This is a genomic window from Gordonia sp. NPDC058843, assembly GCF_042743165.1.
In the GTDB taxonomy this organism is placed as follows: Bacteria; Actinomycetota; Actinomycetes; order Mycobacteriales; family Mycobacteriaceae; genus Gordonia.
In genome coordinates this window covers 1-12,863 of record NZ_JBHYNC010000050.1, presented here as the reverse complement: position 1 = coordinate 12,863, position 12,863 = coordinate 1, and the positions used below count along the sequence as shown (strand labels likewise).

13 protein-coding genes are annotated in these 12,863 nt (G+C 68.4%); 2 read left to right on the top strand and 11 right to left on the bottom strand.

Annotation, left to right across the window (positions count from 1 at the left end; translation table 11 throughout):
- Positions 1-46 precede the first annotated feature (46 nt).
- The 8 genes from ACFW3F_RS22395 to hpt all read right to left on the bottom strand — a co-directional run bounded on the left by ACFW3F_RS22395 (position 47) and on the right by hpt (position 7,602).
- Entirely contained in the window at positions 47-1,435 is a 1,389-nt protein-coding gene (locus tag ACFW3F_RS22395) for a DUF6779 domain-containing protein (protein WP_388061350.1), read from the bottom strand.
- 115 nt (positions 1,436-1,550) lie between these two features.
- Entirely contained in the window at positions 1,551-2,066 is a 516-nt protein-coding gene (locus ACFW3F_RS22390) for a DUF3180 domain-containing protein (protein WP_388061348.1), read from the bottom strand.
- Positions 2,063-2,581 (bottom strand): 2-amino-4-hydroxy-6-hydroxymethyldihydropteridine diphosphokinase, encoded by a 519-nt coding sequence (gene folK / locus ACFW3F_RS22385; protein ID WP_388061346.1) that lies wholly within the window; start codon positions 2,579-2,581, stop codon positions 2,063-2,065. Before folK ends, ACFW3F_RS22390 begins: the two co-directional genes overlap by 4 nt.
- A complete protein-coding gene (gene folB, locus ACFW3F_RS22380; RefSeq protein ID WP_388061344.1) occupies positions 2,578-2,949 on the bottom strand; it encodes a dihydroneopterin aldolase in 372 nt (123 codons plus the stop codon). The genes folK and folB overlap by 4 nt, the downstream gene beginning before the upstream one ends.
- On the bottom strand, positions 2,942-3,796 hold the full coding sequence (gene folP / locus ACFW3F_RS22375) for a dihydropteroate synthase (RefSeq protein WP_388061388.1): 855 nt from the start codon (positions 3,794-3,796) through the stop codon (positions 2,942-2,944). Before folP ends, folB begins: the two co-directional genes overlap by 8 nt.
- A 50-nt stretch (positions 3,797-3,846) precedes the next feature.
- On the bottom strand, positions 3,847-4,458 hold the full coding sequence (folE, locus tag ACFW3F_RS22370; protein ID WP_388061342.1) for a GTP cyclohydrolase I FolE: 612 nt from the start codon (positions 4,456-4,458) through the stop codon (positions 3,847-3,849).
- Between the two features lie 9 nt (positions 4,459-4,467).
- Positions 4,468-6,867 carry an ATP-dependent zinc metalloprotease FtsH gene (gene ftsH, locus ACFW3F_RS22365; RefSeq protein ID WP_388061340.1) on the bottom strand — a complete coding sequence of 800 codons (2,400 nt, stop codon included), beginning with the start codon at positions 6,865-6,867 and terminating at the stop codon, positions 4,468-4,470.
- 171 nt (positions 6,868-7,038) lie between these two features.
- Positions 7,039-7,602: a hypoxanthine phosphoribosyltransferase gene (gene hpt / locus ACFW3F_RS22360; RefSeq protein WP_065629595.1), complete on the bottom strand. Its 564-nt coding sequence runs from the start codon at positions 7,600-7,602 to the stop codon at positions 7,039-7,041.
- 332 nt (positions 7,603-7,934) lie between these two features.
- Between hpt and ACFW3F_RS22355 the strand changes: the two genes are divergently transcribed.
- A complete protein-coding gene (locus ACFW3F_RS22355) occupies positions 7,935-8,645 on the top strand; it encodes a glycine zipper family protein (protein WP_388061386.1) in 711 nt (236 codons plus the stop codon).
- A gap of 30 nt (positions 8,646-8,675) precedes the next feature.
- Here ACFW3F_RS22355 and tilS read toward each other — a convergent pair whose 3' ends face one another.
- Genes tilS through dacB form a run of 3 tightly spaced genes read right to left on the bottom strand, consistent with a single transcriptional unit; the run spans position 8,676 to position 12,138 of the window.
- Positions 8,676-9,632: a tRNA lysidine(34) synthetase TilS gene (gene tilS, locus ACFW3F_RS22350; protein ID WP_388061337.1), complete on the bottom strand. Its 957-nt coding sequence runs from the start codon at positions 9,630-9,632 to the stop codon at positions 8,676-8,678.
- Positions 9,611-10,738, bottom strand: coding sequence for a zinc-dependent metalloprotease (locus ACFW3F_RS22345; protein WP_388061335.1), 1,128 nt, complete (start codon positions 10,736-10,738; stop codon positions 9,611-9,613). The genes tilS and ACFW3F_RS22345 overlap by 22 nt, the downstream gene beginning before the upstream one ends.
- The gene (gene dacB, locus ACFW3F_RS22340) at positions 10,735-12,138 is read right to left on the bottom strand and encodes a D-alanyl-D-alanine carboxypeptidase/D-alanyl-D-alanine-endopeptidase (protein ID WP_388061333.1); all 1,404 of its coding nucleotides are present in this window, start codon (positions 12,136-12,138) and stop codon (positions 10,735-10,737) included. Before dacB ends, ACFW3F_RS22345 begins: the two co-directional genes overlap by 4 nt.
- A 164-nt stretch (positions 12,139-12,302) precedes the next feature.
- Between dacB and ACFW3F_RS22335 the strand changes: the two genes are divergently transcribed.
- Entirely contained in the window at positions 12,303-12,815 is a 513-nt protein-coding gene (locus ACFW3F_RS22335) for an inorganic diphosphatase (RefSeq protein ID WP_388061331.1), read from the top strand.
- Positions 12,816-12,863 lie beyond the last annotated feature (48 nt).

Sequence of the window (12,863 nt, the reverse complement as noted above, 5' to 3'; positions counted from 1 at the left end):
CGGACGTCGCCATCTGCGGGATCGATCGGCGTTTCGGCCCGGTGGATCAGCCGTTTCGGCGGCGCCGACCGCCCCCGGATGTCTCGGGCTGCGACCGCAACTGGTTCAGCAGTTCGGAGACCGGCAGCCCTGCCGAGTGCGCGGATTCTGCATCGTCGTCAGCCGCACGGCGTCGACGGCCACCACCGTAGGACTCGGCCGACCGACCACCGGGCGGGTTCTCGTGCCGTCCCGCGGCTCCGAGGAACGCCGGCGGTTCCACCTCGTCGGCGTCGGCGGCCTGCGGCGACTCGGCCCGTGAGGCGTCGTCGGCCGTCGGCGTCGCGGTCGCCCACTCATCGGTCGGGGTGTCGTCGGTGTAGAGGGGCTGATCCGGGGCAGGGACCCGGGACTCCGCCTCCGCGGGGCGCGCGGCCGGCGCCTCGGCGGCATTCCCGAGATAGAAGCCACCGGAGAACGGCAGCGACGCGGATTCGCCGGCGCCCACGCCCGAGGCTCCCCCGACACCAGCGGCCCCGGCGTCCGGCGAAGCAGTCCCGCCTGTATCGGGATGATCGGTGTCGACGATCTCGGCGTCGGACACATCCGCGTCGGCAACATCCACGTCAGGCGCATCCGGGCCGGACGCCTCGCCGCCGGACATCCGGCCGGCGCCTACGGAATCGGTCGGCGCGTTCGTCACCGATGTGTCGTCGGGCGAGACCTCGGTGGCGATACGGCCTGAGATCGGATCGTCGGTGACGATCGGGATCACCTCGGTCATCTCGTTGGGGTCGACCGGTCCCGTATGTCGGCCGTCGTCCGAGGTGGGCGCGGTCGCGGCGAAGTCGCGGGCGGCGAGCACGCCGTCGTCGGCGTAGGTCGCGCCATATAAGGACACGCCCCCGAGATCGCCGGAGTAGTCACCGCCGAAAGATGCGCCCGATCGACGGCCCCTGCGAGATTCGTCGTTCAGGCCCGAGGCCAGTTCGCGCATCTTCTCGCTCGACAGCGCCACCCGCTGATCCGGGAGCGGCTCGCCGAGGAGCATCTCCAGACTGGAGCGCAACGCGAGGACCTGGGTCTTCAGCTCGGAGAGTTCTTCGTTCGACTCGGCGGTGACCTCCTTGCGGATGGTGGTCTCGACGTCGAGTTCGTACTGACGACGCGCAGCGATCTCTCGCTCCAACTGCAGTTCGTAGACGAGTCGGAGATCTCGGCTCTTCGCCTCCGCGCTCTCGGCCTGGCGCCGGAACTTGGTCACCAGGATCGCGCCGATGACGGCCGCCCACAACGCCGCGATGACCGCCAGCGAACCGGTGATCGACAGGCGATCGGTGAAGACCATCAGAATGCTGGCGATCAACGCGAGCACGATCAACAGGCCGAGCAACCACTGAGCCGTCGACCGACTCGAGCGGCGCGAGTCGGCGGCACGGCCGTTCGAGGTCGTCATGATCGTGAATTTACCCGCTGTGAGTACATTCGGACGTCAGGCGGGTGCGGAGTTTCTCAGATAGTCCGCATGTTAGGCGGTGCGCCGCGGACCATCGCGTCGCTTCCGGCAACCGTCACGAATCGCCCACCGCAGACGGGTCGTCCGGGGCTCGGCAGCAGTACTCGAGCCAGAGCGCCGCGCCGACGAGGAGCACCCCGCCGATCAGTCCGACGATCGCACCCGGCCGGTCGTGGTCGGCAGCAGCCAGATCATGCTGGCCGAGCAGGAACGCCAGCAGGCCCAGCCACACCCCGATCGCGATCGCGCCGAGGATCGCAGAAGCCTTGGCCAGGGCCAGCACTCGTGCGGCCGTGAGCGGATGCAACTGCCCGCGCGCGCTGCCCACGTCCCGGGACTCGACGCGGGAGCGGACGACGAAGGCGATCACGATCTCGAGTGCCGCAAGCACATACAGCACCACACCGGCGAGCAGCGGCAGCGGCGGGAAATCGGAGTAGTTGTATCGCACCAGGATCCACGCGGTGATCGCCGTGACCACCGCGATCACCGCCAGATCGCGAACCCGCGTGGGTCCGAGACCGGTCTGATCGTCGTCCTGCTCCGGCCGGCGCGGATCGGGTGCGCTCACTTCTCGACCCCGGTCAGGCGACCGACTCCGCGCACCGCGGTCCGCTCGGCGGCGTCGAGTTCGGCGACGAGATCGGACACCGCTCGCCCGCCGTCCGGCGTCCACAGGATGGCGTCGGGTTCGATCTCGAGCCACGGGACGAGCACGAAAGCCCGTTGCGCAGCACGGGGATGCGGCAGCGTGAGGTCCGGGTCGTCGCTGACGACGACCTCGCCCGAATCGGACACCGTGATCACATCGACATCCAGAGTTCTTGGTCCCCAGCGAACTTCCCGCGTGCGGTCGGCCGCCCGCTCCAATTCGAAACCACGCTCGAGCCATTGCCGGGCCTCGTACGGGCCGTCGACGACGAGAGTGATGTTGAGGAAATCGTCCTGCTCGACCCCACCCCACGGCGGCGTCGAATACATCTGCGACACCGCGACGAGCTCGCCGGCGAAGCCCTCGACGACCGACCGCAGGTGAGCGGTCGGATCGCCCACGTTGGAGCCCGCCGAGAGTACCGCGCGGCTCATCGCGCAGCCTTGTGGGAACGTCGGGTCACCACCGCGACGTCGTCGAACGTCAGCGGGATCGGCGCCGACGGCTTGTGCACGGTGACCTCGCAGGCGCTGATGCGCTCATCGCTCATGATCGAGTCCGCGACCTCGGCCCCCACCTTCTCGATGAGATTGCGGGGTTCGCCCCCGACGATCCCCGCGACCTGCTGCGCGAGCGCGCCGTAGTCGACGGTGTCGGCCAGGTCGTCGGACTCCGCTGCGGCCTGCAGGTCCAGCCAGAGCACGACGTCGATGAAGAAGTCCTGGCCGTCGGCCCGCTCGTGGTCGAACACGCCGTGATTGCCTCGGACCTTCAGCCCGCGCAGCTCGATACGGTCAGCCATTCGACTCTCCTACCGGTGATGAGGTTCGGGAACCGCCGGCGCGCCAGGCCGCGGCGACCGCGACGGCGTCGCGACTGCTCGCGACATCGTGCACGCGTACCCCCCACGCACCGGCGGCGGCGGCGAGTGCGGACACGGACGCGGTGGCCACATCCCGCCCGGCGGGCGGCCGGTCCACGCCATCGTGGCTCAGCAATGTACCGAGAAAACGTTTGCGGGAGGCCCCGACGAGAACAGGGAAGCCGAGGCCGGTCAACGTGGGCAACGCGTGCAACAGGGCCCAATTGTGTTCGGCCGTCTTGGCGAAACCCAGTCCCGGGTCCAGGATCAGCCGGTCCGCATCGACACCCGCCGACACCGCGGCATCGACCTGGGCGAGCAACTCGCCGCTGACCTCGGCGATCACATCCCGATAACCCCCGACATCTCCGCTGCGGTGAGTGAAACGCCGGTCGGCACTGTCGCCGGCCGGGCGCCAGTGCATCAGGATCCAGGGCAGCCCCGCCTCCGCGACAACCCGCGCCATGCCGGCGTCGGCACGTCCGCCCGAGACGTCGTTGACGATCGCCGCGCCCGCCTCGACGGCAGCCGCGGCCACCGGGGCACGCATCGTGTCGACCGAGACGGTCACCCCGCGCGCGGCGAGCTCGCTGATCACCGGGACGACGCGCGCCGTCTCGAGTTCGGGGTCGACCCGGACCGCGCCGGGGCGGGTGGATTCGCCACCCACGTCGATGAGGTCGGCACCCTGCTCGATCAACTCGAGTCCGTGCGCGATCGCCGCATCGGCGTCGAGGTACCGACCACCGTCGGAGAACGAATCGGCGGTGACGTTGAGGACACCCATGACGAGGGTCCGGCGCATTCCGCCGCCTGCGGGGACCGCGTGCGCCGTCGTCACCGGGTGATCAGGTCGAGAGCTTCACCGCGGGACACCGCACTGGTCTTGAAGATGCCGCGCACCGCGGACGTCGTGGTCGTCGCGCCGGGTTTGCGGATTCCCCGCATCGCCATGCACAGGTGCTCGGCCTCGATCACCACGATCACCCCGCGGGGCTCGAGCCTGCGCATCATCGCGTCGGCGATCTGGCTCGTCAGCCGCTCCTGGACCTGCGGGCGCTTCGCGTACAGGTCGACGAGCCGTGCCAGTTTGGACAATCCGGTGACCCGCCCCGACGCACCGGGGATGTAACCGACGTGGGCGACCCCGTGGAACGACACGAGGTGGTGCTCACAGGTGGAGTACATGGGGATGTCCTTCACCAGCACGAGCTCATCGTGATCCTCGTCGAATGTCGTGGCGAGGACATCGTCGGGCTCGGTGTACAGACCGGCGAACATCTCCCGGTACGCATTCGCCACCCGCGTCGGGGTCCGGAGCAGACCCTCCCGGTCCGGGTCCTCGCCGACGGCGAGCAGCAACTCGCGAACCGCCGCTTCGGCTCGCGCCTGGTCGAAGTCCGATCGAGGTCCCTCGAGTACGGCGTCCCGCCGCTCGCTGATGCTCATCCGGCCACTTTACGAACTCGGCCGCGAGTCGTCGTCATCGGCGCGTCGTCCCCAGCCATTGGTGTCGCCGTTGCGACCCGGACGTGGATCGGGCTCAGGCGGCCAGCCGGGGGCCGACCAGTCCCGGGGCGCGCCGTAGTCCGGACGCGTGCCGCCCGCGTACGGCCCGCCCGACCCGGGCACCGCCGGACCTGCACCCGGATCCCGGTATCCCGGGCCGGGGTATTGCGGGTTCGGATAGTTCGGGTTCGGATGATTCGGGTTGGGATACTGGGGATTCGGATGGTGCGGGTTCGGATACCCGGGGTCGGGGTATCGGGGTTCGGGGTTGCCCTGAGTCGGCGGCATCGGTCCGCCCGACGTCCCCGGCTCGGGGTACATCGGCGGATAGTTCGGCACCTGACCCGGGACCTGGGGCCCACCGGGATAACCGGCACCCACCGGCTCCGGGATCTTGGCCTGCTCCGGCGGCGGCCACGGCTCACCGCGTTCGATGGCCAGCTCGCCCGGCGTCTTCACCGGCGGCTTGTCGCTGGGAGTGCGCTCGCCGAAGTCGTTGAAGGTGGTGATCCGCGGGCGCTTGTCGACGTCGGAGAAGATCTTCTCGAGGTCCTTGCGGGTCAGCGTCTCCTTCTCCAGGAGCTGGGTCGCGAGCACATCGAGGGTGTCCCGGTACTCGTTCAGGATGGCCCACGCCTCGGTGTGCGCGGCCTCGATGAGCCGGCGCACCTCGTCGTCGATCTCGCTCGCGATCTCCGCGGAGTAGTCGGTGTGCGAGCCCATGGAACGTCCGAGGAACGGATCGCCCTGATCCTGGCCGTAACGCACCGCGCCCAGCTTCGAACTCATGCCGTACTCGGTGACCATCGCCCGGGCGATCTTCGTCGCCTGGTCGATGTCGGACGACGCACCCGTCGTCGGCTCGTGGAACACGAGTTCCTCGGCGGCCCGACCACCCATCGCCATCACGAGGCGCGCGATCATCTCCGAGCGGGTCATCAGGTCCTTGTCCTGTTCGGGGACCGCCAGCGCATGTCCGCCGGTCCGCCCGCGCGCCAGGATCGTGACCTTGTAGATGGGGTCGAGGTCCGGCATCGCCCACGCGGCCAGGGTGTGACCGCCCTCGTGGTAGGCCACGACTTTGCGCTCGTGTTCGCTGATGATGCGGGACTTGCGGCGCGGACCGCCGATGACACGGTCGACCGCCTCCTCCAGTGCCTCGGCGGTGATCGTCTGCTTGTTCTCCCGCGCGGTGAGCAGCGCAGCCTCGTTGACCACGTTGGCCAGGTCTGCGCCGGACATCCCCGGCGTGCGCTTGGCCAGGCCGTCGAGATCGGCGTCGGAGTCGATCGGCTTGCCGTTGGCGTGGACCTTGAGGATCGCGCGGCGACCGGCCATGTCCGGGTTACCGACGGGGATCTGTCGATCGAATCGGCCGGGACGCAGGAGCGCCGGGTCGAGGATGTCGGGGCGGTTGGTGGCCGCGATCAGGATGACGTTCGTGCGGTCGCCGAAGCCGTCCATCTCGACGAGGAGCTGGTTGAGCGTCTGCTCCCGCTCGTCGTGACCGCCACCGAGGCCCGCGCCGCGCTGACGACCGACGGCGTCGATCTCGTCGACGAAGATGATGCACGGACTGTTGTTCTTGGCCTGCTCGAACAGGTCCCGCACGCGGGACGCGCCGACACCGACGAACATCTCGACGAAGTCCGAACCGGAGATGGTGAAGAACGGGACACCCGCCTCGCCGGCGACCGCGCGGGCCAGCAGCGTCTTACCCGTTCCGGGTGGTCCGAACAACAGCACACCACGCGGGATCTTCGCGCCCAGTGCCTGGTAGCGCGCCGGGTTCTGCAGGAAGTCCTTGATCTCGTAGAGCTCTTCGACGGCCTCGTCCGCGCCGGCGACATCGGCGAAGGTCGTCTTCGGCATGTCCTTGGTGAGTTGCTTGGCCTTCGACTTGCCGAATCCCATGACGCCGCCGCGGCCACCGCCCTGCATGCGGCTCATCACGAAGAAGAACAAGCCGAACAGCAGGATCATCGGGAGCACGAAGATGAGGATCTGCCACAGGACGGACTGCTCGTTGACGTTGGTCGTGTACGGGGCACCGGTACCCTGAACAGCTTCGAAGACCTGGTCACCCGCCTGCGCCGGGTACTTGGCGCTGATCTTGTCGGTGTCCGCGTCGTTGACCTTGACCGGCGAGTTGAGCTCGATCCGGAGCTGCTGCTCGCGGTCGTCGATGCTGATGAACTTGGTGTTCTTGTCGTTGAGCTGCTGCAGTGCGACGGAGGTGTCGACGCCGCGGTACTCGCGGCCGGAGTCGCTCATCACGCTCCAGCCCCAGAGGGCGAGCAGGATGAGCGCCAGGATGGCGAGGTTACGGAAGACTGTCTTACGGTTCATGCCAGTTGGTGGGGGTCGAGCGGGCTCACGGGATCGAGTCCCGGTGCCGACGCCGTTCCCATGTCCTTCCCGTCGACGTACACATTGAGGCTACCGGTCAACGATCACGCTGGTGAAACCGTTCCCTCGCAGGTCGGGGCCCACAGGCGCCGCGTTGTGCGCGCAGACGCGTCAGTGCGTGTACACCGACGGCTTCAGGCGGCCGATGTAGGGCAGGTCGCGGTACCGCTCGGCGTAATCGAGGCCGTACCCGACGACGAACTCGTTGGGGATGTCGAAACCGACGTCGGCGACCCGGATCGTCGAGCGCACGGCATCGGGCTTGCGCAGCAACGCGCACACCTCGAGGCTGCGTGGCGACCGCGTGGCGAGGTTCTTCATCAGCCAGGACAGCGTCAGACCGGAGTCGATGATGTCCTCGACGATCAGTACGTCACGTCCCTCGATGTCGCGATCGAGGTCCTTGAGAATCCGGACCACGCCCGACGACGAGGTCGACGACCCGTAGCTCGACACCGCCATGAACTCCATCTGCGACGGGATCGGCAGTGACCGCGCGAAGTCCGTCATGAACATGATCGCGCCCTTCAGGACACCGATGAGGACCAGATCCTCTTCGATGTCGGCATAGCGCGACGCCACGGACTGGGCGAGTTCGGCGGTGCGCTGCTTGATCTCTTCCTCGGTGATCAGGACAGCGTCGATGTCAGCGGCGTACGGATCGGCAAACTGCACGATCCCAGCTTGTCATGTTTTGCCGTTCCGTCGACGAACGGGTGCCGTACCGAGCTCGGCGGCCGTCCATCGAGGAAAAGACCGGTGGCCGCCTGCGGTTTTTCGAAGAATTGCCTGCTCACACCATTTCGGCGTTTTCACACCGATATTTCGCGAAATTGCTATGTAGATAACAGTCACATAACAACTCATCACACGGGCACCATTCCGAGTGGTTGCGTTTCGATGTGGATCAAGCGTCTGACATTCTCAGAAACAGAGAGCTGAGCACCAGACCTCTGAAATCCCCTCCCTTCTCTCGCCCTGTCCTGTGTGGACAAGAAGGAGCATTCGTGTTCCCCACCTCGCGTACCCCCTTGCGCAAAAAACGCCTCAGCGCCATTCTCTGCTTGGTCACCGCGGTCGTCACGGTATTCGCCACCACCGCCGAAGCTGCACCTCAACGGCCTGCACCCGCGACCTACGATGCCTCGTGGAACAATTCGGCCCTGACTCTGACGGTGCACAACGCATCGGTGAGCACGAAGAACGGGAATCTGACGATTCGCGATATCGCGGGCGCCGAGCTCTTCCGCATGCCGCTCAGCTACCGCAACGAATTCCGGCAGTTTCCGATCGACACCCGGACCGCGGGGAACAAGGTGACCCTCATTCCGTCCCGGGAGGTCTCGCGATCGACGGCGCTCGATCCGACCGAGGTCGAGAAATTGCGCGGCGTGGCCCGGCACAATGTCGCGGCTCCGCAGACGCGGCAGGAACGCGACGATGACGCCCTCGATCGATTTCAATCACAACTCCGCGCCGGTATGACCGTGTCCTCGCTCATCGGAACGGTTGTCGGCGGGATTCTGGGCGCGACATTGGGGTGCGTCATCCTGGGTGTGACCACTACCCCCATCGGGTGCATCCTTGCGGGAATTCCGCTCGGCACGGCAGCCGGAGCACTTGCCGGCCTCGCACTCGGCGGCGGAGGCACGCTGATCGGTGCCGGCATTCACTACTTCGAGACGATCAACTCGCCGTTCGTTCCGCCTCGCCGCTGACCCGGCACACGTTTCCCGCGACGGTCCGTCTCACCTCACGGTGAGGCGGACCGTCAATGTCTCGCCGTCGCGGACGATGACGCGGCGCACGTCGGGGTCGCCGCCGATGGCGACCTGAGCCCGGTCGCCGCCGGCGTCGCGTGTGTCCATGAGCCCCGCCACCGCAGAGATCACCCGATGGGTCGGCTCCGTCGCCCCGACGTCGAGCAGCCAGGCCCGCAGCACCCGGGTCCGGACCGCTTGCGGCGTGGCCCGCAGCGGTGCGACCGCCAGGCCGTCGTCGCTTCTGGCTTCGACGAGCACGCGGGCCGCCCACATGTCGAGTGCGTCGTTGTCGGCGCGCAGCCCCTCGGCGGTCCGGCCCAGCGCGTCGACGACCCCGCCGTGGAGGACCTCCTCCAGCAGCGGCAGCACCTCGGTTCGTAGGCGGACGCGGGTGAAGCGTGGATCACGGTTGTGCCGGTCCTGGTGAGGAGCGAGGCCGAACTCGGTACAGGCCGCCAGGGTCTGCTGTCGTCGAACCCCGAGGAACGGTCTGGCCCAGGGGTTGTTCCAGGCACGCATCCCGGCGATCGACCGTGATCCGGACCCGCGCGCCAACCCGAGCAGCACGGTCTCGGCCTGGTCGTCGGCGGTGTGACCGAGCAGGACCGGCCGGCCGTCGCGAGCGTCGTCGAGCGCCGCGTATCTGGCTGCGCGGGCCCCGGCTTCGAGACCGCCGTGCCGGTCGACGCGTACCGGGAGGATTCGGGCACGGGCACCGAGCGTGCCCGCGACGTCGCCTGCGGCCTCGGCCACCCGCGCGGAATCCGGCTGCAGCCCGTGATCGACGACGAGCGCGGTGACGTCGAGGCCGGCACGGACGGCGGCCGCGGTCAGCGCGAGCGAGTCCGGTCCGCCGGAGAGTCCCACGCAGACCTCCGGCCCGGAGAGATGAGCGGCCGCGAAGTCCGCGACCGCCCGCCTCACAAGACCCGCTGAATCCATGCCTGCGGGTCGTCGATCTCGCTCGGCAGCGGCATCGTGTCCGGCGAGGTCCACACGGTGTTGAACCGCTCCATGCCGACGGTGTCGACCACCGCGTCGACGAAGGCCTTGCCCCGGATGTACTGGGCCAGCTTGGCGTCCATGCCGATGAGGGCCCGGATGAGCCGCTGGACCGGATTCTGCGGTGCGGTGCGTCGTTTGTCGAAGGCCGCGCGGATGCGCGCCACCGATGGCACATGCGCCGGCCCCACCGCATCCATGACGTGGTCGGCGTGCCCCTCGAGCAGAGTGCCGAGGACCATCATGCGCTGGAACGCAGCGTGCTGTTCCGGACTCTGCAGGAGCTGCATCGCGCCGATCACGCCCTTTTCCCGCGGGCCGTCGGAACCCTTGAGCGCCTTGGTCATCCGCGTGACGATCTCGGTCGTCGACTCGCCGGCGTCGGAGGTCAGCACCGCGACGTTGTCCTGCATGTAGTCCCGTAGCCACGGATTGGCCGAGAACTGCACGCGGTGGGTGACCTCGTGCAGGCACACCCACAACCGGAAGTCCGACGGGACGACCTTGAGCTGGCGTTCGACGTTGATGATGTTCGGCGTCACCACCATGAGCACGCCGGGTTCGCCGGTCTCCGGGTCAGGCGTGAACGGATCGTATTGGCCGAGGATCGCGGTGGAGAGAAATGCGAGCAACCCGCCGGCCTGGAGGCCGCCGAATCGTGCCGCCAGACCGGGTGATCCCGCGTCGGCGGTCTCCTCGTCGGAACCCAGCATCGAGCGCATCGACAGGGACGCGGCATCGATCCAGCCGGCCCGGTCGAGGACTCGGGTGGTCGGTACGCGCAAGCCGTCGGCCAGACCCGTGACCTCCCGCACCGGGGCCTCGGCGCGCGTGGCGGCGTCGGCCAGCTCCGCCCGGGCGGCGTCGTAGGTGTACGCAGTCGTCCTGGGCCCGGGGCGGGCGAGACGTTTCGCCGTCGACGCGGCCAGCGACCAGTCGATCTGCGATCCGATGCCCGGGTGACGCTCCCGGTCGGCGGACTCCCCGGCGGCGGGTTCCGGAGAGGTCCCGGCCGTCTCCGACTCGGCGATTCCTGACGTGGTCATCGGCACCCGCACTCTCTCAGTTGACCCACCACGGCGTCGAGGGCGGGTCGCGCGTCCGCCGGCGAGGTGCCGCCGGACATCAGGGCGAACGACAGCACACGGCCGTCGACTGTCTGCACTATGCCGGTCAACGAACTGACCCCGGTCAGTGTTCCGGTCTTGGCTCGCGCCCAGCCTGCGCCCGGGTTGTCCGAGGCGTCGAACCGGTCCGCGAGGGTGCCGGTACCGCCGGCAATCGGCAGACCGTCGAGCATCGGGCGCAGTGCCGGCCTGCTCGGCCCGCTGGCGGCGGTCATCACCGCGTCGAGCAGCTCCGGGGTCGTGCGGTTGGCGTAGGAGATCCCCGACGCGTCGTGCAGGGTGGTCCCGGCCCACTGCTCCGGGAACATCGACGACAGCACCTGTTCGATCGCGTCGACACCGCCGGCGTGCGTCGGCGGTCCGCCGCGGTGCACGGACAGTTCGACGGCGAGCGTCTCGGCGAGCACGTTGTCGCTGTAGCGCAGCATGTCGTTGACGCGGGTGACCAGCGGCGCCGACCGGACCTGGGCGATCACACGCTCGTCCCCCGAGCCGGCTGCGTCGGTACCGGCCACCTCGGTGACGGGGCCTTCGACGCCGAGGGCGGCGGCCAGGGCATCGCCCGCCATGATGCCCGGGGTCGCGGTGCGCGGCGAGTACTCGTCGAGCGGTTCCAACCGGGCACCGTCGACCATCAGCGATTCGATCGGCGCGATGTCGCCGCCCTGGATGTCCCGGCGATCCCACGTGGTGTCCATCGTGGGACCCGAGAAGGCGCTCAGATCGACGGCCACCGAGGTCACCGGGACCCCGGTCTCCTCGATCTGCCGCGCGAGATCGGCGATGCGTCCCGGATCGGTGTAGAAGGTGTCGGTCCCGGCGGGTTGGGCGGACAGGGTGGGATCACCCGCACCCCGGAGGATGACCTGCCCGTTGCTGCCGGCCACCACCGTCGTCGTCAGTCGGTCGTCATGCGGCATGGCCTCGAGAAACGCCGCAGCCGACAGGACCTTGGCGTTCGAGGCGGGAATGCGGGGACGGTCGGGGGTTCTGGTCCACAGGATCGCGCCGGTGAGCGAGTCGCTGATCATGCCGCTGAGCTCGCCCAGAGCGGGATTGCGCAACGCGGGCGTGATGGCGCGCAGGACGCCGGGAGGTGTCGGCTCGGGCGCGGAGGCGACAACCGGGTCGATGCGGGGGTCGACGACGACCGCGGCGGGTTGCGGCGGTATCCCCGGCGGGAGTTCCGGCTCCCGGTCGAGCCGGAGCGCGATCACGACCGAGGCCGTCGCGACGAGGGCCAGGATCACCACCGCGGTGATCGTCCACCACAGGAGTCTGCGACCGGAACGACCGCCGTTTCGGGTGGATGCGCCCACAAAGCCTCCGGGTCTCTCGCGGTTGACGGTCCATGCAGCGGCCCGGATGTCGGCCCAAGGAGGGGTACGAACATCGAGGTCGCCGGACCAACAGTATCGTTGGGGCAGCGTGCGGGCGTTTCGGCCCGACGCGGTATCCCCGATCAAGACTGCCAGGAGGAACTGTGGAATTCGATGTGACCATCGAGATCCCCAAAGGTGGCCGCAACAAGTACGAGGTCGACCACGAGACGGGCAAGGTCTACCTCGACCGCTACCTGTACACCTCGATGGGATACCCCGCCGACTACGGCTACATCGACGGCACCCTCGGCGAGGACGGCGACCCGCTCGACGCGCTGGTCCTGCTCCCCGAGTCGGTGTTCCCCGGCATCATCGTGCGCGCACGGGTCGTCGGCATGTACACGATGACCGACGAGGCCGGTGGCGACGACAAGCTCCTGTGCGTGCCGGCCAAGGACGTGCGCTGGGACCACATCAAGGACATCTCCGACGTGTCCGAGTACGAGCTGGGACCCATCGCCCACTTCTTCGAGCACTACAAGGACCTCGAGCCCGGCAAGGAGGTCGACCCGGGCGGTTGGGTCGGCCGCGACCAGGCCGAGAAGATCGCGCAAGAGGCGATCGACCGCCTCGCCGCACACCCCGACGCGGCCAACGAGCCCTCGCGCGGCTGACGTCCGCACCAGACGAGACCGCCCCGCCCAAAGGTGGAACGAGTTGGC

What these genes read in the sequence shown, in the direction of transcription:
- ACFW3F_RS22395 (WP_388061350.1), bottom strand. Translation starts at nt 1,435, where the DNA reads ATGACGACCTCGAACGGCCGTGCCGCCGACTCGCGCCGCTCGAGTCGG.
- folK (WP_388061346.1), bottom strand. Translation starts at nt 2,581, where the DNA reads ATGAGCCGCGCGGTACTCTCGGCGGGCTCCAACGTGGGCGATCCGACC.
- folB (WP_388061344.1), bottom strand. Translation starts at nt 2,949, where the DNA reads ATGGCTGACCGTATCGAGCTGCGCGGGCTGAAGGTCCGAGGCAATCAC.
- folP (WP_388061388.1), bottom strand. Translation starts at nt 3,796, where the DNA reads ATGGGTGTCCTCAACGTCACCGCCGATTCGTTCTCCGACGGTGGTCGG.
- folE (WP_388061342.1), bottom strand. Translation starts at nt 4,458, where the DNA reads ATGAGCATCAGCGAGCGGCGGGACGCCGTACTCGAGGGACCTCGATCG.
- ftsH (WP_388061340.1), bottom strand. Translation starts at nt 6,867, where the DNA reads ATGAACCGTAAGACAGTCTTCCGTAACCTCGCCATCCTGGCGCTCATC.
- tilS (WP_388061337.1), bottom strand. Translation starts at nt 9,632, where the DNA reads ATGGATTCAGCGGGTCTTGTGAGGCGGGCGGTCGCGGACTTCGCGGCC.
- ACFW3F_RS22345 (WP_388061335.1), bottom strand. Translation starts at nt 10,738, where the DNA reads ATGACCACGTCAGGAATCGCCGAGTCGGAGACGGCCGGGACCTCTCCG.